Source organism: Cryobacterium sp. Sr8, assembly GCF_004403225.1.
In the GTDB taxonomy this organism is placed as follows: Bacteria; Actinomycetota; Actinomycetes; order Actinomycetales; family Microbacteriaceae; genus Cryobacterium; species Cryobacterium psychrotolerans.
Window position 1 is genome coordinate 53649 of the sequence record NZ_SOHO01000043.1, and the last position, 20473, is coordinate 74121.

Sequence of the window (20473 nt, forward strand, 5' to 3'; positions counted from 1 at the left end):
GGTCGGTCTCTCACGAGGCCGGCCCGTTGTGCGTTGCCGACGGCGTCGGCATCCGCCGGTAAAACCACCCCGCGGGCCTCGGCTAGTGTCGGTTCATGGACACCACAGTCGTCGTTCGGCCCGCCGTAGAAGCGGATGCAGACAGCCTTGGCCGCGTACACGCGGCCTGCTGGCATGAAACCTACGATCACCTGCTGAGCGCCGCCGCCCTCTCGCAGCTGCACCCGGAGCGGCTCGCCGCCATGTGGCGCCGGTACACGTCGCAGGGGCCGGAGTACCGCCAGGTCGTGGCCGTCGTCGACGGGGAGATCGTCGGCTTCGCCGGCAGCGGACCCGGCCACGACGCCGACCTGCCCGGCGTCCCGGAGCTGTACTTCGTCTACCTGCTTGACGCCTACCACGGCACCGGAATCGGCCAGACGCTCTTCGACGCGGTCGTCGACCCGGGACCGTCGTCGCTCTGGGTGGCCGCAGACAACTCCCGCGCGCACGGTTTCTACGCCCGCAACGGGTACACGCCCGACGGCCGGAACAAGGTCGAAGAGGTGCTCGGAGAGCAGCTGAGCGAGGTGCGTCTCGTTCGCCAGGCTGTGGCGCAGACCGGGGGCGATGGGGGGATTGAGCATGAGCGTCAGTATTCGTGAGGCGCGTCCGGACGATGCCGCCGCGCTCGGCGTCGTGCACGTGCAGTGCTGGCGGGAGAGCTACTCGCACCTGCTCTCGCAGCAGCTGCTCGACAGCATCCGCCCAGAGGACCGGGCGAGCCGCTGGGAGCAGATCATCGCCAGCCCGACCGACCAGCAGTGGGTCGCCGAGGTCGACGGCGAGATCGTCGGATTCGCGGGCACCGGGCCCGGCCGTGACGACGACGCCCCGCGCGAGCTCGAACTGTATGCGCTCTACGTGCTGACCGCCCACCACGGATCCGGGGCGGGCCAGGACCTGCTCGACGCGTCGATCGGCACGCTCCCGGCGTTCCTCTGGATCGCCACCGACAATCCCCGGGCCGAGGCCTTCTACCGGCGCAACGGCTTCGAGTTCGACGGCACGCAGAAGGTCGCGCCGTTCTTCGGCGAGATGCTGCGCGAATCCCGCATGATCCGCTAGCTCGTTCGTACTCCGGGCTGAGTTGCGGAAAAAGCACCTTCCTGCGCGAAACAAAGGGTGCTTGTCCGCATCTCAAAGGTGAAACGCCCTCGTGACACGGAACCCTGCAGAGCTAGCGCAGCTGGCCGACCGAGGCGAGCGCCGTGCGCAGCAGGGAACCGCGGCCGCCCTCCATCTCCGCGGAGACGGCGTCGGATGCGGCCTCCTCCGGCGACATCCAGGTGAGCTCGAGGGCGTCCTGCCTCGGGTCGCAGGTGCCGGTGACCGGAACGACGTAGGCCAGTGAGACGGCGTGCTGGCGGTCATCCGTGAAGGCCGTCAGCCCGGGCAGCGGGAAGTACTCGGCCACCGAAAACGGCACCGGGCTCGCGGGCAGCTGCGGAAACGCCATCGGCCCGAGGTCCTTCTCGAGGTGGCGGAACAGCGCGTCGCGCAGGGTCTCGCCGTACATGACGCGCCCCGAGACGAGGGTGCGGGTCATTTTGCCCTCCGGCGTCGCGCGGAGCAGCACCCCGATTTCGACGACCTGGCCGAGGCCGTCAACGCGCACCGGAACGGCCTCCACGTAGAGCAGCGGCAGCCGACGGCGGATCTGGGTGAGCTCGACGTCGCTGAGCCAGCCCGGGTTCGTGTTGACCGGTGGACCGTCCTCGGGGCCAGGGGTCCAGTCCGGATCGGGGTCAGGGGTGCGCACGCTCATGTCTTCATTGTGACTCACCCGGGGCCCGGATGTGCGCCCGGGGCGGAAGTCGAGCCCAGGGCCGGAAGTCGAAACCGGGCCGCGGCAGTGAAAGGATGTAACGACCGGTTGCCCGGCCCCCGGCCTGCACCCCCGACTCCGCAACGAACGCGAGGACCCCGATGGACAACAGCGACCGCATCGAGCCGATCGACACGGATGCCGTGCTCTGGTCCGCCGGCGAGCACGACCGGGAGGGCCGCCCCCTCCTGCTCATCCTGCACGGCTTCGGCTCGCACGAGGGCGACCTGTTTGCGCTCGCCCCGCACCTTCCGCTGGAGCCGGTGATCGCCGCCCTGCGCGCCCCGCTCACCGCCGGGCAGGGCTGGTCCTGGTTCCCGATCGGGGAGCCCGGCGACCCCGGGCCAGAGGCTCTCGACGCGGCGGCGGCCGGCGTGCTGGAGTGGCTCGACGCGCTGCCGGAGCAGCCGGCCTCCATCGGCCTGCTCGGCTTCTCCCAGGGCGGCGCGATGGCGCTGCAGCTGATGCGCCACGCTCCGGAGCGCTTCGCCTTCGCCGTTCAGCTGTCGGGTTTCGTCGCGAGCGGCGAGCGCCCGGGCGATGCGCGCCTGGCCGAGCTGCGTCCGCCGGTGTTCTGGGGGCGGGGCACGGCCGACCAGATCATTCCGCAAACGGCCGTCGCCCGCACCCAGGACTGGCTTCCGGATCACTCGACGCTCACGGAGCGCATTTACGAGGGCATGGCGCACTCGGTGTCGCAGACCGAACTCGACGAGATCGTCGAGTTCCTCCGGGAGCGGTACGCCGCCCCTCGCGCCTAGCGGCGGTTCTTGCCCCTGGGCTTTTCCTTGACCGGCTTGCCCTCGATCTGAGCCGCCTGACGGGCGACGTGCGCGGCCTTGCGTGCGCGCTCGGCGTCACGGTCCTTGACCCGGATCTGCTCTTCCCGCACCTCGTGCTGGGTGGCGCGCTCTGTGACGAGCCAGGCAGGGGGCTGCTGCAGCAGGGCGCTGATCTCAGCCGTCGTCAGCGACTCGGTCATCTCGCCGCGGGCGAGGCCGGAAATCGATACGCCGAGCTTGGCTGCGACGACCTGCTTGGGGTGCGGCCCGTTGGCGCGGAGGTCGACCAGCCAGGCCGGCGGGTTCTCTTCGAGCTCGGCCAGGTCGGTGCGCGAAATGGCGGAGTTCTGGAACTCCTCCGGAGCTGCCTCGAGCAGAATCCCGAGCTTCTGGGCCGCCGTGGCGGGCTTCATGGTCTGGGTCTTCTTCTCGGAACTCATCTATCAAGCGTATAGCCTGAGAGCACCCGCTGAACGGCGGGTTCGACACCGTGAGAAAGGACGCCCATGACCCTCGTCATTGGCTTCGCCGCCGGTGTCACGCCGACCAAGTGGACGCGCATCTGGGCCGACCGCCGGCCGGACGTTCCGCTCGAGGTCTTCCGCACCGACCCGGCCGAGCAGGATGCCGTGCTGCGCGACGGCCGAGCCACCGTCAGCCTGGTGCGCCTGCCGATCGACGAGACCGACCTGAGCGTGATCGGGCTCTACAACGAGATCCCCGTGGTCGTCGCCGCGAAGGATCACGCCCTCGGCTCCGCCGAAACCGTGACCGTGGCCGAACTGGCCGACGAGCACCTGCTGCAGGACCCCGACGCGGTGCCGGAGTGGCGGGACATCGCCACCGAAGTTCACGACGGCACCCGCCGGGGCCTCCCCGCCATGCCGGGCCTGGACGAGGTGATGGAACAGGTCGCGGCCGGCGTCGGCATCGCCATCCTCCCCCACTCCCTCGCCCGCCTGCACAGCCGCAAGGACGTCATCTCGGTGCCCGTGCAGGGCGTCGCCGAGACCCGGATCGCGCTGGCCTGGCTCACCGCCGAGACCACCGAAGACATCGAGGAGTTCGTCGGAATTGTGCGGGGGCGCACGAAGGGCAGCTCACGCGCCGACTCCCCCGCGGCTCAGGCCGACGGCGACAAGCCGGTGAAGAAGGCGAAGAAGACCGATAAGGCCAAGGCCGCCGCGAAGGCCGTCAGGGCCGCCGCCGCGCAGGCCAAGCCGGCTTCCGCGAAGAAGACCCAGAATGCGCCCGGCCGCACTCGCAATGCCCCGAACCCGCGGCGACGACGCAGCTGAGCACTGCGTTGCCGATCACCGCGGGCCGGATCACCGCGAGCTGATCGAGGCGAACTTCCTGATGCACAGCGGCACGAAGACAACGAGCATCACCGAAATGCCGATCAGCACCGTGGCGAACGGATGCTGCATGGTCCAGACATCCGGAACCGGCGCGGTGCCGACGTTGCCGAACAACTCCCGGGCCGCCTGAACGAGCGAGGACACCGGGTTCCACTCGGCGAAGGTGCGCAGCGGTTCCGGCAGGGTGTCGCTGGGCACGAACGCATTCGAGATGAACGTCAGGGGGAACAGGATGAGGAAGGAGGCGTTGTTGATGACCTCGGGGCTGGTCACCATCATCCCGAGCAGCGCCATCACCCAGCTGAACGAGTAGCTGAACAGCAGGAGCAGGCCGATCCCGGCCATGAACTCCGGGAACGACGAGTTCACGCGCCAGCCCACCGCCAGGCCCGTCAGCATCATGATGACCATGGAGATGGTGTTGAGCGCGAGGTCGCTGTTCGTTCGCCCGATCAAAACCGCCGACCCGCTCATCGGCAGGCTGCGGAAGCGGTCGATGATTCCCTCCTTGAGGTCCTGGGCCATCGCCGAACCGGAGAACGTCGAGCCGAACACCACGGTCTGAGCGAAGATCCCGGCCATCAGGAACTGGGTGTAGTCCGTCCCCTGCACCTGGATGGCGCCCCCGTAGACCTGGCTGAACAGCAGCACGAACATGATCGGCTGGATCACCGCGAAGACGAGCATGTCGGGCGACCGCTTGATCTTGGTCAGGTTGCGCTTGGTCACGGTCCAGCCGTCGGAGTACCACATGGTCAGCGGATTCCACGTGGGCAGTGTCGAGGCGGCGCTCACTTCGCCTTCCCCAGCGCAAGGTCGGGGGCATCGCCCTCGGCGGCCTGGTCGGCCATGTGCCCGGTGAGCTTGAGGAACACGTCGTCGAGGGTCGGCCGGCGCATGCCGGCGTCGTGCAGGGCGATTCCTGCCGCGCCGAGGTCCGCCAGCACGTGCTGGAGGGCCCAGGGCCCGTCTCCTACGGCGACCTCGATCCCCCGGCCGTCGCCGGACACCGTGGGCTCGCCCTCGCCGTACCGGCCCAGGACCCCCCGGGCGGCGGGACCGTGGCCCGCGTCGATGAGGGCGACCACGACCCGGTGCCCTCCGATCTGCGCCTTGAGCTGGTCGGAGGTTCCCTCCGCGATCACGCGGCCGTCGTCGATGACGGCGATGTCGTCGGCGAGCTGGTCGGCCTCCTCCAGGTACTGCGTGGTCAGGAGCACGGTCGTGCCGTCCGTGACCAACTGCTTGATCACGCTCCAAAGGGCGAGCCGGCTGCGGGGGTCCAGCCCCGTCGTCGGCTCGTCGAGAAAGAGGATCTTCGGGTTGATGACGAGCGCGCCGGCGAGGTCGATTCGTCGCCGCATCCCGCCGGAGAAGCCCTTCACCGGCCGGTTGCCCGCCTCCGTCAGGTCGAAGAGGTCGATCAGCTCGTGGGCGCGACGTTTCGCCGCGGTTCCGCCCAGGTGGTAGAGCCGACCGACCATCACGAGGTTTTCAAAGCCGGTGAGGTTCTCGTCGACGGCCGCATACTGGCCGGAGACCCCGATGACCCGGCGCACGGCCTTCGGATCCTGGACGACATCAATCCCGTCGACGATCGCCCGGCCGGAATCCGGCCGGATCAGGGTCGTGAGCATCTTGACGACGGTGGTCTTGCCGGCGCCGTTCGGACCGAGCAGGGCCTTGACGGTTCCCCGCGGAACGGCGAGGTCGAGGCCGGCCAGCGCGTGCACCGGCCCGCTCTTCGATTTATACGTTTTGGTCAGGCCGGTGGCCTCGATGATGCTCATTCGAATGTTCCCTGCGTGTGGGGTTCCGGGTGCGTTCCGGCGAGTACTGAGTCAACGCTAATACGGCTCGTGGCCCGAGGCTACTAGCGTTCGAGGCTCGCTCGTGACGTGGTGACCAGCGCGTGCAGCTCGGCGTCCCCGGCCTCCGTGCGAGCGGCTCCGAGCGGGAGCGAGACGGCCAGGTCGCGCGCGAAGACGAGGGTGAGCCGGATACTGCCCGGCCAGGGGGTTGTCTGGTCGAAGGCGTCGTGGTCGCAGGAGAGGCGCATCGACGTGAGGGACGAACGCGACAGCGCCGTGACCGATGGCTCGGCCCGGTCGCCGCTCTCCGTGCCCTGGGTGCCGGTTACCGTCGCCCGAACATACAGTTTGTTGGTGAAGAGCGCCGCGTTGAGCGAGAAGGCGCTCCCCTCAAGCAGGTACGAGGCCGAGAGATAGAGCACGTGGGCGTTGCCCGTCGCGAGGATGAGCGACGACAGCAGGCGCCCGTACCAGCCGGGAACCACGGCGGCGAAGACGCTTTCGAGTTCTGCTTCCCAGCGCAGCCGCTGATCGAGCTCTCCGACCAGGGTCAACTGCTGTTCATTCAAAAGTCCCACGCCAGCCTCCCTCACCTGTGAGGATAGCGCCGAACCCCCGCGTTCGGCAGGGCAGGCACGGATTCGTCCATCTGTAAAGGGGGTGGAGTCTAGTGCCAGGCCCAGTTATATTTTTGACATCAGGCGCGTGTCGCGGAAAATCGGTCGCAACGAAACGAGGCTACGACGTCATGAGGATAACCTGCCCGTACTGCCACTCCCAGGCCAACCTCACACCGAACCCCGCCCACGCCGACCGGATCTCCTTGCCGCTGTACCTGCTCGCGTGCTCAGGATGCGACCGCACCTCAGTACGCCGCGACCCTGTTCGTCGCGACCCCGTGCGGCTGCCGCGCGTCGCCTTCAGCTGACCGAAGCGCGCTGACCCAGCGCTGACCAGAGCGCTGACCAGAGCGCTGACCAGAGCGCTGACCAGAGCGCTGACCGGCGCGGCCCGGGGGTTGCGGCTACAGCCCCTCGGCGATCGCGGCCGTGGCCCGGAGCCACGCCTCGCGGGTCTGCGGGGCCAGCGCATCGATGTTCAGCGGGCCTCCCGCGACCAGGGACGGGTCGTAGGGGACATCGAGCACCGTGCGGGTCAGCTGCTGGAAGTGATCGTGCAGGCGGCGAGACAGCTTGTTGTCGACGCGTTTCGCCGGCGAAGCCAGCAGCGTGACGGCCTGGGCCACCTTGTCCGCGTGGCCCTTCTGCCGGAGCCCGTCGAGAAGCGAGGCCGCGCCGTAGCCGGTGTCCTCACGGATGGTGGACACGACGACGAGTTGGTCGGCCGTCTCGACGGCCGCCTCCCAGTTGGACGCGCGCATGTTGTTGCCGGTGTCGATGACCAGGATGCGGTAGAAGCGGCTGAGCGTGGAATGAAGCTTGCGGAAGGCGACATCGTCGATACTGGCCGCGCCGGCCGGATCCTGGTCCGAGGCCAGGGCGTCGAACCGGGAGTCCCCCTGGTTGCGCACGTACCGGTCCACGTCGGCCACGCTCACCGTGCGGTCGCCGTCCAGGCGGTCGAGATCCCGGAGCAGATCGACGGCGGTGTTATTGTGGGCGGCGCCCTGCGCCCGCACGCCGAGCGTGCCCATGGTCTCGTTGTTGTCCCAGGCGAGCGTGTAGCCGCCGCGGTGGATGCCGAAGGTCGCCGCGATCAGCAGCGTCGCCGTGGTCTTGTGGGCTCCGCCCTTGGGGTTGAGCACCACGATCGTGCGGGGGCCGCTGAGCCCGCGCTGGACCGCTGCGATGGCGGCACGGTGTGTGACCTCGATCCGGCTGGGCGAAGGAGAGACGCGCCCGCCGGTCATCCGGCTCACCGTCCCCTGCCAGCCCCGCTCTGCGGGGCCCGCGGTTTCTTGAGGCCGGGACTTGAGGAAGTCGGCGAGATCGGGTGTCGTGGAGCCGGACGTCGGCAGTGAAACGGGCGGCATGCGCGTCTCCGTTGGCTTGGTGATGGGAGCAGCGGCCACGGCGGCCACGGGGGCGGCAGTTACCGCCGCGAGGATCGAGAGAATGGGGTCGGCAACCGGTGCCGCTTCGGGCTCCGGTTCGGGCTCGGCCTCCAGCTCGGGGAGCGCGTCCGCGAGCGTCGACCGACGCTCGGAGGCGGGGACGAAATCCCCGTCCGACTCGACGCGACCGTCCGGGTACACGATCAGCGGCGACTGGCCCTGCGAGTCTTCGGCCACGAGCCGCACCGGCCCGCCGATCCTGATCGCCGCGCTGGTGACCCGAGCGATGATTTCCTCGCGCACGCCGGCTTCGTCGGGCGCGGCCACCAGCTGGCGCACGCCGTCGATGGTCACCTCGCCGGTGGAGTCATCCCCCACGAAAGCAATGATGCGGGGGAGGAGCGGTGTGTGCTGTGTCATGGTGCTCTTTCTCCTATCCCGGGCCGTGCCTCTGCAGTTTATGGCCAGACGGCCCCCGTTCGGGCATCCGGGCCACTCGTTGCTCGGGCGAATGTCCCGGTGAACCGTGCCGGGCTAGCCCATCCCGGGGATTTGCAGCCAGCCGGCCGAGGTCAGCACGACCACCGTGTTCACGACCAGGGCAATGATGATTAGGGTCGGTGCGCCCTTGCGTCCGCGGCCCGGCAGCACGAGCAGCAGCACGAGAACGGCCTCGAGGGCCAGGGCGAAGAAGAAGGTGGTGAACGGGGCCGGCAGGGCGGTGAAGGCCGAGACCAGCATCAGGGCCGCGACGGCGACTTCCGCGATGGCGAGGATCGAGTTATTGCGCGAGCCGCGCAACCGGATGATTCCGTCCGCGAGCGCGAGTCCGGCGGCCAGGACGGTGACGATGATGAGCCAGGACAGGGTGATCATTCTTCTGCTTTCGGAAGGGGTCGTTGCGGGTGCCGAGCGCGTCGCCGCGTCCCAAGGCTACCGGCCGTCAGGAAAACGCCGAGATTCCGGTGACGGCCCGGCCGACGAGGAGCGCGTTGATCTCGTAGCTGCCCTCGTAGGAGTAAATCGCTTCGGCGTCGGCGAAGATCTTGGCCATCTCGAAGTCGGTGCTGATGCCGTTGCCACCGAGGATGCCCCGGCCGAGTGCCACCGTTTCGCGCATGAGTGACGTGCAGGAGGCCTTCGCGAGCGCCGCCTGATCCATGCTCAGGCTGCCCGATTCCTGGAGCCGGGCCAGCTGGATCATCAGCGACAGGGACAGGGTGGCGTTGCCGATCATCCGCGTCAGTTGCTCCTGGATCAGCTGGAACGAGGCGATCGGCTTGCCGAACTGCCGCCGGTCGAGGGCGTAGGCGCGCGCGACGTCGAACGCAGCGAACTGCTGGCCGACCGATTGCCAGGCGACCCACACGCGCGAGTTACGCAGCAGCTGGTTCGTGTCCCGGAAGCTGCCGGTTCCCGGCAGCCAGTTCTCGAGGGGGATCCGCACGTCCCGGAGGGTCAGGTCCGCGTTCTGCACAATGCGCACGGCGATCTTGTTCTCGATCGTGGACGCGGAGAACCCGGCCCGTCCCTTCTCGACGATGAAGCCCTTGATCTGCTGGTCGGCCGTGTCACGGGCCCAGACGAGCACGTGGTCGGCCATGGCGCCGTTTCCGATCCACCGCTTCTGCCCGTTCAGCACCCATTCGTCACCGTCGCGGGTCGCGGTGGTCTGCATGTCCCGCGAGATGTCGGACCCGTGCCCGGGTTCCGTCAGGGCGAAGGCGCCGATCGTCTTCAGCGCGAGGAGGTCGGGAAGGAGCCGGGCCCGCTGGTCATCAGAGCCGAGCGTTTCGATCGCGGTCGCGAACAACTCGTGATGCACGCCGAAAAACGTCGAGATCGACGTGTCTGCCCGCGCGAGCTCCATCTGGAGGAGCCCGGACAGGAGGGGCCCCGTGCCCCCGGCGCCGACCCCGCTGAGGTTCTGGCTCGCCAGCTTCGGCAGGATCGCGAAGGGGAACTCGGCGCGGTTCCAGTGCTCCACCGCGATCGGACGCACCTCGGCCTGGAAGAACGCCCGGGCCGCGGCGAGCCGTCGGCGTTCGGCATCCGAGAGCAGCTGATCGACGAAGAGCAGGTCGGCATCCGGGTAGGGCGGCTGGTCCGGGGCCGTCGGGCCCGTCTGGGTGGCCGGCGCGGCCGGGTTCTCTGCCGTGATCGTCACTGTGTGCCTCGCGTTCATTCGCATCGTCAATGATACGATTTCGAGTACGAGCGTACACTGGAACTTAAAAACGTTGGAATTCACAAGCTGGAGTCCGCGCGCCGACCTGGACGAGAGTGAGACGACCGTGACCGCCATCCCCCTCGGCAGCCCGCGGCGGCGCTGGTCGGCCCGGCAGGACGAGCTCTTCGGCCAGCTCGTGGAACTGTTCCTGCGGGAAGGCTTCTCGGACATCACCCTCGGCGAGGCGGCGAATCGGCTGCACTGCTCGAAGACCACGATCTACTCGCTGGCGAGCAGCCGCGAGCAGTTGGTCCGCACGGCGGTCGTGCATTTCTTCAAGGGCGCCGCGGACCGGGTCGAACAGAAGCTGTCGGCCGCTGCCGATCCGGCCGATCGGATCGCCGTCTACCTGAGGGCGGTCGGCGACGAGCTGCGTCCGGCATCCGCCGCCTTCGTCGACGATGTCGCGGCCTTCCCGCCGGCGAACGAGATCTACGAACGCAACACCCAGATCGCCGCGGACCGGGTGCGGGAACTCATCTCCGCGGGGGTCGAACGCGGCGCGTTCCGCCCGGTTCCCGCCGCGTTCATCGCCGAAGCGGTGACGGCCGTCATGGTGCGCATCCAGCAACGCCAGATCGCCGACAGCACGGGTCTCACCGACGCCGAGGCGTACGACGAGCTGGCCACCCTGATCGTGCAGGGCATCCGACTTCCCCAAGCCCGGGCTTAGCCCAGCCGACACCCAGTCCGGCTGGCGCCTGGTCCGGCTGGCCCTCAGTCCAGCTGGCCCCTGGCCCAGCTACCTGGCCCGGCTGGCACCTGGTCCGGCTGACACTCAGTCCGATTGGGCCAGGCGGAGGTCGAGGGTATCCGCGATCCTTGTGCGGGAGGTGGTGACGTAGCGCCATTTGCCGCCGCCGGGGTCGAGCCAGGGTGGCGCCTTGAGCTGGGGGACGCCTCGGAGCATGCGGATCTTCCAGCCGGAGGTCTCGATCGTTCGGTGATGGAACCAACAGAGAAGCACCCCGTTGTCGGTGTGAGTGTCTCCGCCGAAGGCATCCGGGATGACGTGATGGATCTCGCTCCAGCTGGCCGGGATCTGGCAGCCAGGGATGATGCAGCCACCGTCCCGGGCGGAGATCGCCCGGCGTTGCTCCCGATTGAAGCAGCGGTCGGGCACACCGAGCGAGCAGATCGCGTTTTCGTCGCCGAAGACGACGGGCTGGATGCCGCCGGTGCAGACCTTCTGCTTCACGGCCCGCATCGACAGCGGAACCTCGATGCCGTCGATCCAGCCCACTCCCCGTTCCTGAAGAAGGTCTTTCTGCCGGACGGTGACGAGAACGGTGGGGGCGGCGCCTCCGATGGTGGGGGCCTCGGCGCTGCGCGCCGCGACGTCGAGGATGACAGCGAGCACGTCGTGCCGCCGCTGGTCGAAGGTGCGGTCGTCGCGCTCAAGCACCGACCGTTCGAGTTCTTCCTGCGCCTGCTCCTGGGTGAGGAACGCGACCGGGGCGGACTTGGGCGAGAGATACGCGTCGAAGAGGCGCTGCAGCTGCCCGCCGATCTCGGGCAGCAACCGGCCGGAGACCGGGATCGTTCCGCCCTGCGCGCGCCCGAGGCGCAGCCCGCGTTCCTGGAAGGCACGCTCGTCGTCGGGGCGGGCGCCGTCGGGATCGAGCACCGGCTTCCACACCGATGCCTGCAACCGGATCTCATCGGCCGTGGCCGGCACGCAGGTGTCCATGCTCTGCCCGGTCGCCGCGGCGACGAGTTCGGTTTCGGCCAGCTGCACGTTTTCGAGGTTTGCGCGGTTCAGGGTCGGGGTGAGGGCGCCGAGGATGGCCTCGGCCGCGTCGAGGCCGAGCGCCCCGGTCGCCAGGCCCGCCGCGGTCGCCGGGAACTTCGGCGGCAGAGCCTGACCGACGATGGAGAAATCGGTGCGCACCTGCGAGCCGAGCCGCATCCGCCGGTTCGCGGTCGACCCGGACACCAGGGTCATCCGCTGCACCAGCTCCGACGGGGTGCGGCAGCCCTTCTTCGCCGAGAGCCGGCCGGTGCCGAGCTCGAATCGGGACCGGTCGGCGATCTCCGCGGCCGCGGCCACCCGCAGTGCATCGACCCGGCGGCCCGCGTCTTCGATCGCCGCGGTCACCATCAACAGAGGGTCGTCATCGAGGGCCCGCACAGCCGAACACCGCAGCGCGTCACCGATCTGGGCGCTGATCGCCGCGAACGACGCGAGCGCATCCGCACCGTCGGCGGGGGCCGATCCGGCGGGCGCCTGCGGGGTTTCGGTGGGGGTGTCCATGCGTTAAGTCTCCACCGAACCACCGACATTCCTGCCGACAAAGGGCCGGTCAGCCGCATTTTCTGTGGATAACTCCGGCGAGGCGGCCCCTGTGGAGGAATGGACCCCACCTCGCCTCCCCTCACCCTGGCAGCGGCGGCAGTTGTGGGCGAAGTCGGCACGGCGCGTTTCAGCCGTGGGCGGCGACGTACTCGACGAGCCCCTTCACCGTCGACACCTGGGTGTAGTCGCGCTCGGGGACGTCGACGCCGGTCGCCTGCGAAATCGTCTCGATCAGCCGCAGGAAGTCGAGCGAGTCGAGTTCGAGGTCCTGCCTCAGCCGGGAGGTCTCCACGAGGTCTTCCGTGTCGACATCCGGCGCCACCTGGCCGATCGCGGCGTGCACGGCCGCTCGGGCGTCCTGCTCGTTCATAGTTCCTCCGGTTTCTGCAGCAGCTCGTCGACCCGCGCCAGGAATCTTCCTCCGCGCAAGCCGTCGCTCACGCGATGGTCGGCGGACAGGGTCGCGGTGACGGCGGGGCGCACTCCGATCAGGCCATTCTGCGCCCAGGGCTGCTCGACCACCCGGCCGAAGCCGACCAGCGCAACCTGCGGCGGGTAGATGACGCCGAAGACGCTCTCGACACCGAGGTCGCCGAGGTTTGTGACGGTGATGGTCGGGTCGGCCATCTCCGCACGCTGCAGCCGCCCCGCGCGGGCGCGGCTGACCAGGTCGCGCAGGCGCTCCATCAGCAGGTCGATCGACAGGGTGTCTGCGTCGTGGATCGCGGGCGCGACCAGTCCCCCCTGGCGCAGCGCCACCGCCACGCCGAGGTGCACCGCGTCGCTCGGCTGGTAGGCGTCGTCGGTGAAGAACCCGTTGACCTCCGGCACGTCCCGGGCGGCCAGCGCGGATGCCTTCAGCAGCAGCGCCGCGGGGACAAGCCGGGACGCGATGGGCCGGCCGGTGTTGGTCGACTCCATCCAGGCGAGGGCGGCACGCAGGTCAATGGTCGTGCTGAGGTAGTAGTGCGGGATCTCCCTCTTCGACCGGGACATCAGCGACCCGATGGCCCGGCGCAGGCTCGCAGACCGCTCCGCGGCCTCGGCCGGTGTCGGGCCGGGGCGCACTGTCGGCGCCTCCGGCCCGGCGGCCCGCGCTGCCGGGAGCGGCGGCGGTGCGGCCGCGGTTGCGGCCCGTCGGACGTCGGTCTCGGTGATCGCGCCTTCGGGGCCCGTCCCCGACACGGCGGCCAGGTCGACGCCGAGCTCGTCGGCGACCCGCCGGGCACGCGGCGAGGAGCGGACTCGGCCGGCGGCGGCTGCGGGCAGGGCCGGGGCGGCCTGGGCCCGGGCCGCTTCGGGCCCAAGCTCCGCCGCGGCGCGCTCGACGTCGGCGTGGGTGATCGCGCCGTGCTTGCCGGTGCCGCGGAGCCGGGCCGTATCGACGCCGAGCTGGCGCGCGAGGTGGCGCACCGGAGGAGAGACGAAGCCGAGTGCCGGCTCCTTCGCGGGCGGCTTCTCTGCGGGCGGCTTCTCGGGCTTCCTGGTGAGCTTCTCGGCGGCTTTCTCGGCGGGCTTCTCCGCCCGCGCCCGAGGTGCCGGCCGGGCCGGTTCGGCACCCTCGGCGGGGGTACCCGTGATCCGCGCCAGCGGGGTGCCGATCGGAACTGTCGTGCCGACCTCGACGAGCAGGTCGGCGACCACGCCCTCCTCGAAGGTCTCCACGTCCATCACGGTCTTCTGAGTGTCGACGACGGCGACGATGTCGCCGCGGTGCACGTAGTCGCCCGGCTTGACCAGCCATTCGATGATCTTGCCGCTCTCCATGTCGGAGCCGAGTGAGGGCATCCGGAAGTCACCCATGCGCCCCCACCGCCTGCCGTGCCGCGGCGACTACTCGCTCCACCGAGGGCACCGCGGCCAGCTCGAGGTGCCTGGCGTAGGGCGTCGGCACCTCGGCGCTGCAGACCCGGCCCACCGGGGCGTCCAGGTCGAAGAACGCGGCCTCGGTGATCCGGGCGCTGATCTCGGCGGAGATACTGCCGCTGCGCCAGCCCTCGTCGACCACGACGGCGCGGTGCGTTTTTGCCACGGTGGCAAGGATCGCCGCGTCGTCGAGCGGACGCAGGGTGCGGAGGTCCAGCACCTCGGCGTCGATGCCCTCCTCCGCCAGCTGATCCGCGGCGTCGAGGGTCGTCTGCAGCGTTCCGCCGTAGGTGATCAGGGACACGTCGGTGCCCGTTCGGCGCACGGCGGCGGTGTGGATGTCCACCGCGCCGGCGTCATCGTCGAGGTCGCCGGCCATGTTGTAGAGCGAGCCGTGCTCGAAGATCAGCACCGGGTCGGGATCCTCGAGCGCCGTCCAGAGCATCCCGCGGGCATCCGCGAGGGTCGCCGGGGCGAGGATGCGCAGCCCGGGGATGTGCGCGTACCAGCCCTCGAGGCTGTGCGAGTGCTGGGCGGCGAGCTGGCGGCCGGCGCCCGTGGCCATCCGGATGACGACCGGCACGCTGAATTGCCCGCCCGACATGTGCGAGAGGGTCGCCGCGTTGTTCATGATCTGGTCCAGCGCGAGCAGGCTGAAGTTGACGGTCATGATCTCGACGATCGGGCGCATCCCGCCGAGGGCCGCGCCGATCCCGGCCCCGACGAATCCGGCCTCCGAGAGCGGGGTGTCGCGGATCCGCTCGGGTCCGAACTCCTCCAGCAGCCCGAGGCTCACCGCGAAGCATCCGCCGTATTCGCCGACGTCTTCGCCCATCAGGAACACCCGGTCGTCACGCTGCATCGCGTCGCGCATGGCGGCGCGCATCGCCTCACGGTAGGTCGTCTTCATGGCAGCACCCCGTTCATGGTGCGCCCCGTTCGCTGTAGACGAAGCGGGTGAGCTCGTCGACTGGTTCCGGGGTGCCCGCCTCGGCGAAATCCACGGCCGCCTGCACCTCCGCGTCCACCTCCCGCTGCATGGCGTCCCAATCCTTCTTGCGGAGCTGGCCGGCGGCCTCGAGGGCCGTCCGGAGGTGGTCGATCGGGTCACGCTCGAGCCACTGGGCGACCTCGGCCTTCTCCCGGTACCGCTCGGGATCGAACATCGAGTGCGCCCGGAAACGGTAGGTGCGCAGTTCGAGGAAATGCGGTCCTCCTCCGGCGCGCACGGCGTCCGTCGCCCGGCGCGCGGCCTCCTCCACCGCGAGCACGTCCATCCCGTCCACGGCCCAGGCCGGGATTTCGTAGGCGGCCGCCTTCAGGGCGATGTCGGTCTGCGACTCCGAGCGATTCAGCGCGGTGCCCATGGCGTAGAGGTTGTTCTCGCAGCAGAACAGCACCGGCAGCTGCCAGAGCGCGGCGAGGTTGAGGCTCTCGTGGAACTCCCCCTCGGCGACGGCGCCTTCGCCGAAGAAGCATGCGGTGACCCGCCGGCGCCCCGCCATCTTGTCGGCCAGGGCCAGGCCGACCGCGAGGGGCAGGCCGCCGGCCACGATGGCGTTGCCGCCGTAGAACCGGGTGGCCGCGTCGAACAGGTGCATCGACCCGCCGCGCCCGCGGCAGCATCCCTCGGCCTTGCCGTACATCTCGGCCAGGATCACACCGGCGGAAACGCCCTTCAGGAGCGCATGGCCGTGCTCGCGGTAGGTCGCCAGCACGGCGTCGTCCGGTTGCAGGGTCGCCATCACGCCGGTCGCGACCGCTTCCTCGCCGATGTACACGTGCAGGAACCCGCGGATCTTCGCCTCGCTGTAGAGCTCCACACACTTCTCTTCCAGCCGCCTCACCCGGAGCATCTGGTGGAGCAGATGACGGGCGTGCTCCGGGTCGGCGAAGTGCGGCGCCTCGGCCGCCTTGCCGGTCACCGCGGCACCTCCACCGTCGACGTGTCCCCCTCGGGCAGGCCGAGTTCGCGGGCCTTCAGCAGCCGGCGCAGGATCTTGCCGCTGCGGGTGCGAGGCAGCGACTCGGCGAACTCGAGCAAGCGCGGCGCCACGGCGGGGCCGAGCCGCTTGCGGGCGAAGCCGATGATCTCCAGGCGCAGCGCATCCGTGGGTTCGAACCCCGCGTGCAGTTCGACGAAGGCCTTGACGATCTCGCCGGCGACGGGGTCGGGGACTCCGATCACGCCGGCCTCGGCCACGGCCTCGTGCTCCATCAGCGAACTCTCCACCTCGAACGGTCCGATGAGATGGCCCGACGATTTGATCACGTCGTCCCCGCGGCCGACGAACCAGTAGTAGCCGTCGGCGTCCCGCTTGGCGAGGTCGCCGGTGAGGTACCAGCCGCCGACGAAACAGCGCTGGTAGCGCGCCTCCTCGTTGAGGTAGCCGCGGAACATGGACGGCCAGCCGGGGCGCAGGGCCAGCTCGCCCACGACATCCGGATCGGTCACCAGCACGGCGGTGATGTTGTGCAGCACCGGCTTGCCCTGCTCGTCGCGCGCGACCAGCGCGGCCTCGACGCCGGGCAGCGGCCGTCCCATCGAGCCGGGCCGGATTTCGGTGGCCGCGTAGTTCGAGATCATGATGCCGCCGGTTTCGGTCTGCCACCAGTTGTCGTGCACCGGCTGGCCGAACGACTCCTGGCCCCAGACCACGACCTCGGGGTTGAGCGGCTCGCCCACGCTGGCCACGAAACGGAGTGCCGACAGGTCGTGGCCCCGTGCCCGCTCGGCGCCGGCCTTCATGAGCATCCGCAGCGCCGTCGGTGCCGTGTACCAGACCGTGACCCGCTGCTCGGCGAGGATGCGGTACCACCGGTCGGCGTCCAGCTCCTCCTCGTCGACGATGCTGGTCACGCCGTGCACGAGCGGCGCGATCAGCCCGTAGGAGGTGCCGGTGACCCAGCCCGGGTCGGCGGTGCACCAGTAGATGTCGTCGGGGTGCAGGTCGAGCGCGAAGCGCCCGGTGGCGTAGTGCGCGGTCACGGCGTCGTGCACGTGGATCGCTCCCTTGGGCGTTCCGGTCGTGCCGCTCGTGAAGTGCAGCAGTGCCATGTCCTCGCGGTGCGTGGTCGCGATCCCGCCGAACTCCGGGGCGTTGCGCATGAGCTCGGCCAGGTCGAGGGTGCCCGGTTCCGGGGCGCCGTCGGCGTCGACGAGGAGCACGTGCAGCAGCTCGGGAAGTTCGGCGCGGATCGGCGCGACCTTCTTGCGATAGAGCGCCCGGGTCGTGATCAGCGCCCGGCCGGCGCCGAGGTGCAGCCGCTGGCGCACCGGCTCCGGTCCGAAGGCGGAGAAGAGCGGGCAGAAGACGCTCGCGTTCTTCAGGGTGCCGAGCATCGCCACGTACAGCTCGGGGATGCGCCCGAGGAGCGAGAAGACGCGCTCCCCCCGCTCGACGCCGAGTGCGCGCAGCACACTGGCGAAGCGGTTGGTCTGCTCGAAGAGATCCGCGTAGGTCAGCGAGCGGGTCGTGCCGTCGGCCCGGACGAAGCGCAACGCCTCGCGGGCGGCGTGCGCGCCGGCCGCGTGCCGGTCCACCGCCTCATACGCGATGTTGAGGCCCCGGCCGCCGGGCAGCCCGGACAACCCGCGCCGGGCCGAGTCCCAGGTGAAGGCAGCGCACGTCGCGTCGTAGTCGACGAGATTCGGCTGCACCGGGAAGCCGGCGATGTCCTTGTGGATTGTGGGCCAGCGGGTGGCCGACTCTATTCCTGCCGTCATGCCCACATCAAACTCCCGGCGGAGCCTCTGGCATAGGGCACGGAGACCCCCTCGTTCCGGGGTCCCCCGAAATGATGACTTTCGGATTCGGCTCCGCACCTGCAGTATTAGCTACGAAAGCTCCCCGGTTCTTCGTAACCGGAGCTGAGGCAGGGTGACATTCGGGTTGTCGCCCTGCCTCCTTTTTTTGCCCCGGCCGCCGCGCGCCAGGGAACGAGAAAATCCTCCGCCTAAGATCGCAGCCATCGGCATCGACCTGGACTCGCTTCACGAAGTCCTCAGACGGCGTTGAAGTGCGTTCCGCTCTACCGACTCAAGGAACGGAATCCGACCGCCTTCAAGATCGAGAACTGCCACCCTCCCGAGTACCCAGAAGGTCACCGGCGAGGGCAGAGGCCGACCGTTCCCCGCATGCGCTGAGTATGCGAGCAGCGAAATCACTGGCAGCAGCATTGCCCTCACTAACCGACGACGTCCTCGACACCGTCACCATCTGGCTTCGAAACGCAGTAGTCACGCCTTAGTACAGGGGCAGGGACGGATCGATTTCCTTCGCCCACGCCAACACGCCTCCCTGCACATGCTGAATACGGCTGTAGCCCTGCCGTCGCAGCTCAGAGAGTGCCTCAGCCGACCGGATTCCCGCCTTGCAGTACAGCACGATGTTCTGGTCCAGCCGTACCTGCGACACGGCGCCCCCGCCGAGGATGAGAGCCACAGGGATGAGCCGCGACCCGGGGATGCGCACGATCTCGTGCTCCCCCGGCTCCCGCACGTCGATGAGCTCGAAGTCGCAGTCACCGCGCCCTCGCGCGGCCAGCATGCCAGCCAGCTCGCGAACAGACAGACCGGCGCTGGCATCCGTGTCCGGCCGGTGGGATGTTCCGCAGAAGAGCTCATAGTCCACGAGTTCGGTGACCGGTTCGCCGGCGGGGTCCCTGGCGACCGTGATTTCGCGCCAAGACGCGCCCAGCGCATTGAAGAGCAAAACCCGTCCGAGCAATGTACGTCCTACGCCGGTGATCAGTTTCACCGCCTCCGACACCATCATCGCGCCGACCACGCCGCACAGCATGCCGAAGACCCCGCCCTCGCCGCAGCTCCGGACCGATCCAGCCGGCGGAGCCTCCGGGTACAGGTCGCGGTAGCTGGGGCCGTGCTTCGCCCAGAACACGCTGACCTGCCCATCAAAGCGGGAAACGGATCCCCAGACATACGGTTTGCCCAGAATCGCCGCGGCGTCATTGACCAGATACCTGGTGGCGAAGGTGTCCGAACCGTCCACGATCAGGTCGTAGTCGGCGAACAACGTCAGCGCGTTCGTGCTGTCCAGCCGGGCGTGGTGAAGCCGCACTGCCACCAGCGGGTTGAGCTCGGCAACGGCGTCGCGAGCCGACTCCAGTTTCGACCGCCCGACATCCGCGACGCCGTGGATCACCTGGCGCTGTAGGTTGCTGAGGTCGACGATGTCGTCGTCGATGATGCCGAGAGTGCCGACGCCGGCGGCCGCCAGGTAGAGCAGCACCGGCGAGCCCAGGCCGCCCGCGCCGACCATGAGCACCCGCGAGTTCTTCAACCGGCGCTGGCCGACGGCGCCGATCTCGGGGATGATGATGTGCCGCGAGTAGCGTTCGGTCTCCGCCACGGTGAGATCGGCGGCCGGTTCGACCAGCGGCGCCACGGCCGACATAGACGCGGCGAGCGCGGATGCTGTGGTGGCAGCGTTCACAGGTCCGGCCGTCCGTCCATCGCCGACGAGGCCAGCGCATGTTTCCGTTTGGGGATGCGCCCGGCCTGCGAGGCCATCCGGCCTGCGATGACGGCGTGCCTGAAGGCGTCGGCCATCCTGACCGGGTCCTGCGCGCGCGTGACGGCTGTGGCCAGCAGCACGGCGTGGCAGCCCAGCTCCATGGCGAGCGCAGCGTCAGAGGCGGTGCCGATTCCGGCGTCGAGCACCACCGGGACTCCGGCGCGGGCAACGATGAGCTCGATGTTGTGCGGGTTGAGAATGCCGAGGCCCGTGCCGATCGGCGCGCCGAGCGGCATCACGGCGACGGCGCCGAGGTGCTCGAGCCTCAACGCCAGCACCGGGTCGTCGTTCGTGTACGCGAACACCTTGAAACCGCGCGCCACCAGCTGTTCGGTCGCATCCACCAACTCGACGGCGTCGGGGAGGAGCGTCTGCTCGTCGGCGATGACCTCGAGTTTCACCCAGTCGGTTTCGAGGGCCTCCCTGGCCAGTTCCGCCGTCAGCACCGCTTCCCTGGCGGTGAAGCAGCCGGCGGTGTTGGGCAGAACGCGGATTCCGTGCTCGACCAGCAGCTCGAACAGAGACCCGGCGGCGCCCGGGCTGTGCCGGCGCATGGCCACCGTGGTGAGCTCCGTGCCGGACGCCAGCAGGGCCGCGCCGAGCCCGTCCAGGCTGGGTGCGCCGCCTGTGCCCATGATCAGGCGGGAGGTCAACGGGATGCCGTCGATCACCAGCGGATCTGGGCCCGGTTGCGTGGTCAGCGTCATGG

At 69.4% G+C, this 20473-nt stretch carries 22 protein-coding genes; 6 read left to right on the forward strand and 16 right to left on the reverse strand.

What is annotated here, in order from left to right; genetic code table 11:
- Window positions 1-95: 95 nt before the first annotated feature.
- Together E3T54_RS08755 and E3T54_RS08760 are read left to right on the forward strand one after the other, a co-directional pair.
- Window positions 96-644: a GNAT family N-acetyltransferase gene (locus tag E3T54_RS08755; protein WP_134475356.1), complete on the forward strand. Its 549-nt coding sequence runs from the start codon at window positions 96-98 to the stop codon at window positions 642-644.
- Window positions 625-1107 (forward strand): GNAT family N-acetyltransferase, encoded by a 483-nt coding sequence (locus tag E3T54_RS08760; protein ID WP_241977138.1) that lies wholly within the window; start codon window positions 625-627, stop codon window positions 1105-1107. Before E3T54_RS08755 ends, E3T54_RS08760 begins: the two co-directional genes overlap by 20 nt.
- 112 nt (window positions 1108-1219) lie before the next feature.
- Here the strand turns inward: E3T54_RS08760 and E3T54_RS08765 are convergent, their stop codons facing one another.
- Entirely contained in the window at window positions 1220-1807 is a 588-nt protein-coding gene (locus E3T54_RS08765) for an NUDIX hydrolase family protein (RefSeq protein WP_092322430.1), read from the reverse strand.
- 161 nt (window positions 1808-1968) lie between these two features.
- Here E3T54_RS08765 and E3T54_RS08770 point away from each other — a divergent pair, with 161 nt between their 5' ends.
- Window positions 1969-2628 carry an alpha/beta hydrolase gene (locus E3T54_RS08770; RefSeq protein WP_134475358.1) on the forward strand — a complete coding sequence of 220 codons (660 nt, stop codon included), beginning with the start codon at window positions 1969-1971 and terminating at the stop codon, window positions 2626-2628.
- Here E3T54_RS08770 and E3T54_RS08775 read toward each other — a convergent pair.
- Complete coding sequence (locus tag E3T54_RS08775; RefSeq protein ID WP_166784356.1) at window positions 2625-3089, reverse strand: DUF5997 family protein; 465 nt, start codon at window positions 3087-3089, stop codon at window positions 2625-2627. The two genes, E3T54_RS08770 and E3T54_RS08775, sit on opposite strands and share 4 nt — an antisense overlap.
- 66 nt (window positions 3090-3155) lie before the next feature.
- On the opposite strand from E3T54_RS08775, the gene E3T54_RS08780 reads away from it, so the two are divergent.
- The gene (locus E3T54_RS08780; protein ID WP_134475359.1) at window positions 3156-3947 is read left to right on the forward strand and encodes a LysR family substrate-binding domain-containing protein; all 792 of its coding nucleotides are present in this window, start codon (window positions 3156-3158) and stop codon (window positions 3945-3947) included.
- Between the two features lie 30 nt (window positions 3948-3977).
- Here the strand turns inward: E3T54_RS08780 and E3T54_RS08785 are convergent, their stop codons facing one another.
- From E3T54_RS08785 to E3T54_RS08795, 3 genes are all read right to left on the reverse strand, one after another.
- Window positions 3978-4763, reverse strand: coding sequence for an ABC transporter permease (locus E3T54_RS08785; protein ID WP_092322435.1), 786 nt, complete (start codon window positions 4761-4763; stop codon window positions 3978-3980).
- Between the two features lie 38 nt (window positions 4764-4801).
- Window positions 4802-5800, reverse strand: coding sequence for an ATP-binding cassette domain-containing protein (locus E3T54_RS08790; protein ID WP_134475360.1), 999 nt, complete (start codon window positions 5798-5800; stop codon window positions 4802-4804).
- Between the two features lie 83 nt (window positions 5801-5883).
- The gene (locus E3T54_RS08795; protein WP_134475361.1) at window positions 5884-6399 is read right to left on the reverse strand and encodes a hypothetical protein; all 516 of its coding nucleotides are present in this window, start codon (window positions 6397-6399) and stop codon (window positions 5884-5886) included.
- A gap of 170 nt (window positions 6400-6569) precedes the next feature.
- Here E3T54_RS08795 and E3T54_RS08800 point away from each other — a divergent pair, with 170 nt between their 5' ends.
- Window positions 6570-6749: a hypothetical protein gene (locus E3T54_RS08800; RefSeq protein WP_134475362.1), complete on the forward strand. Its 180-nt coding sequence runs from the start codon at window positions 6570-6572 to the stop codon at window positions 6747-6749.
- Window positions 6750-6845: 96 nt separating this feature from the next.
- Here E3T54_RS08800 and E3T54_RS08805 read toward each other — a convergent pair whose 3' ends face one another.
- From E3T54_RS08805 to E3T54_RS08815, 3 genes are all read right to left on the reverse strand, one after another.
- Window positions 6846-8255: a chromosome partitioning protein gene (locus E3T54_RS08805; protein ID WP_134475363.1), complete on the reverse strand. Its 1410-nt coding sequence runs from the start codon at window positions 8253-8255 to the stop codon at window positions 6846-6848.
- 114 nt (window positions 8256-8369) lie between these two features.
- Window positions 8370-8711 (reverse strand): hypothetical protein, encoded by a 342-nt coding sequence (locus tag E3T54_RS08810; RefSeq protein ID WP_134475364.1) that lies wholly within the window; start codon window positions 8709-8711, stop codon window positions 8370-8372.
- A gap of 67 nt (window positions 8712-8778) precedes the next feature.
- The gene (locus tag E3T54_RS08815; protein ID WP_241977153.1) at window positions 8779-9996 is read right to left on the reverse strand and encodes an acyl-CoA dehydrogenase family protein; all 1218 of its coding nucleotides are present in this window, start codon (window positions 9994-9996) and stop codon (window positions 8779-8781) included.
- A gap of 133 nt (window positions 9997-10129) precedes the next feature.
- Between E3T54_RS08815 and E3T54_RS08820 the strand changes: the two genes are divergently transcribed.
- Window positions 10130-10738: a TetR/AcrR family transcriptional regulator gene (locus E3T54_RS08820; protein ID WP_241977139.1), complete on the forward strand. Its 609-nt coding sequence runs from the start codon at window positions 10130-10132 to the stop codon at window positions 10736-10738.
- A 105-nt stretch (window positions 10739-10843) separates the two neighbouring features.
- Here E3T54_RS08820 and E3T54_RS08825 read toward each other — a convergent pair whose 3' ends face one another.
- From E3T54_RS08825 to E3T54_RS08860, 8 genes are all read right to left on the reverse strand, one after another.
- Window positions 10844-12319, reverse strand: coding sequence for an HNH endonuclease signature motif containing protein (locus tag E3T54_RS08825; RefSeq protein WP_134475366.1), 1476 nt, complete (start codon window positions 12317-12319; stop codon window positions 10844-10846).
- A 169-nt stretch (window positions 12320-12488) separates the two neighbouring features.
- On the reverse strand, window positions 12489-12731 hold the full coding sequence (locus tag E3T54_RS08830; RefSeq protein ID WP_092323437.1) for an acyl carrier protein: 243 nt from the start codon (window positions 12729-12731) through the stop codon (window positions 12489-12491).
- On the reverse strand, window positions 12728-14164 hold the full coding sequence (locus E3T54_RS08835; protein WP_134475367.1) for a dihydrolipoamide acetyltransferase family protein: 1437 nt from the start codon (window positions 14162-14164) through the stop codon (window positions 12728-12730). Before E3T54_RS08835 ends, E3T54_RS08830 begins: the two co-directional genes overlap by 4 nt.
- Window positions 14157-15137, reverse strand: a complete 981-nt coding sequence (locus E3T54_RS08840) for an alpha-ketoacid dehydrogenase subunit beta (RefSeq protein ID WP_134475368.1) — start codon at window positions 15135-15137, stop codon at window positions 14157-14159. Before E3T54_RS08840 ends, E3T54_RS08835 begins: the two co-directional genes overlap by 8 nt.
- Window positions 15138-15150: 13 nt before the next feature.
- Window positions 15151-16152: a pyruvate dehydrogenase (acetyl-transferring) E1 component subunit alpha gene (gene pdhA, locus E3T54_RS08845; RefSeq protein WP_241977140.1), complete on the reverse strand. Its 1002-nt coding sequence runs from the start codon at window positions 16150-16152 to the stop codon at window positions 15151-15153.
- Window positions 16149-17954: an acetate--CoA ligase gene (gene acsA / locus E3T54_RS08850; protein WP_134475369.1), complete on the reverse strand. Its 1806-nt coding sequence runs from the start codon at window positions 17952-17954 to the stop codon at window positions 16149-16151. Before acsA ends, pdhA begins: the two co-directional genes overlap by 4 nt.
- 520 nt (window positions 17955-18474) lie before the next feature.
- Window positions 18475-19644 carry a molybdopterin-synthase adenylyltransferase MoeB gene (moeB, locus tag E3T54_RS08855; protein ID WP_134475477.1) on the reverse strand — a complete coding sequence of 390 codons (1170 nt, stop codon included), beginning with the start codon at window positions 19642-19644 and terminating at the stop codon, window positions 18475-18477.
- A gap of 35 nt (window positions 19645-19679) precedes the next feature.
- Window positions 19680-20471 carry a thiazole synthase gene (locus E3T54_RS08860; RefSeq protein ID WP_092323445.1) on the reverse strand — a complete coding sequence of 264 codons (792 nt, stop codon included), beginning with the start codon at window positions 20469-20471 and terminating at the stop codon, window positions 19680-19682.
- Window positions 20472-20473: the final 2 nt, after the last annotated feature.

What these genes read in the sequence shown, in the direction of transcription:
- E3T54_RS08755 (WP_134475356.1), top strand. Translation starts at nt 96, where the DNA reads ATGGACACCACAGTCGTCGTTCGGCCCGCCGTAGAAGCGGATGCAGAC.
- E3T54_RS08760 (WP_241977138.1), top strand. Translation starts at nt 625, where the DNA reads ATGAGCGTCAGTATTCGTGAGGCGCGTCCGGACGATGCCGCCGCGCTC.
- E3T54_RS08765 (WP_092322430.1), bottom strand. Translation starts at nt 1,807, where the DNA reads ATGAGCGTGCGCACCCCTGACCCCGATCCGGACTGGACCCCTGGCCCC.
- E3T54_RS08770 (WP_134475358.1), top strand. Translation starts at nt 1,969, where the DNA reads ATGGACAACAGCGACCGCATCGAGCCGATCGACACGGATGCCGTGCTC.
- E3T54_RS08775 (WP_166784356.1), bottom strand. Translation starts at nt 3,089, where the DNA reads ATGAGTTCCGAGAAGAAGACCCAGACCATGAAGCCCGCCACGGCGGCC.
- E3T54_RS08780 (WP_134475359.1), top strand. Translation starts at nt 3,156, where the DNA reads ATGACCCTCGTCATTGGCTTCGCCGCCGGTGTCACGCCGACCAAGTGG.
- E3T54_RS08785 (WP_092322435.1), bottom strand. Translation starts at nt 4,763, where the DNA reads ATGTGGTACTCCGACGGCTGGACCGTGACCAAGCGCAACCTGACCAAG.
- E3T54_RS08790 (WP_134475360.1), bottom strand. Translation starts at nt 5,800, where the DNA reads ATGAGCATCATCGAGGCCACCGGCCTGACCAAAACGTATAAATCGAAG.
- E3T54_RS08800 (WP_134475362.1), top strand. Translation starts at nt 6,570, where the DNA reads ATGAGGATAACCTGCCCGTACTGCCACTCCCAGGCCAACCTCACACCG.
- E3T54_RS08805 (WP_134475363.1), bottom strand. Translation starts at nt 8,255, where the DNA reads ATGACACAGCACACACCGCTCCTCCCCCGCATCATTGCTTTCGTGGGG.
- E3T54_RS08810 (WP_134475364.1), bottom strand. Translation starts at nt 8,711, where the DNA reads ATGATCACCCTGTCCTGGCTCATCATCGTCACCGTCCTGGCCGCCGGA.
- E3T54_RS08825 (WP_134475366.1), bottom strand. Translation starts at nt 12,319, where the DNA reads ATGGACACCCCCACCGAAACCCCGCAGGCGCCCGCCGGATCGGCCCCC.
- E3T54_RS08830 (WP_092323437.1), bottom strand. Translation starts at nt 12,731, where the DNA reads ATGAACGAGCAGGACGCCCGAGCGGCCGTGCACGCCGCGATCGGCCAG.
- E3T54_RS08835 (WP_134475367.1), bottom strand. Translation starts at nt 14,164, where the DNA reads ATGGGTGACTTCCGGATGCCCTCACTCGGCTCCGACATGGAGAGCGGC.
- E3T54_RS08840 (WP_134475368.1), bottom strand. Translation starts at nt 15,137, where the DNA reads ATGAAGACGACCTACCGTGAGGCGATGCGCGCCGCCATGCGCGACGCG.
- acsA (WP_134475369.1), bottom strand. Translation starts at nt 17,954, where the DNA reads ATGACGGCAGGAATAGAGTCGGCCACCCGCTGGCCCACAATCCACAAG.
- moeB (WP_134475477.1), bottom strand. Translation starts at nt 19,644, where the DNA reads ATGTCGGCCGTGGCGCCGCTGGTCGAACCGGCCGCCGATCTCACCGTG.
- E3T54_RS08860 (WP_092323445.1), bottom strand. Translation starts at nt 20,471, where the DNA reads ATGACGCTGACCACGCAACCGGGCCCAGATCCGCTGGTGATCGACGGC.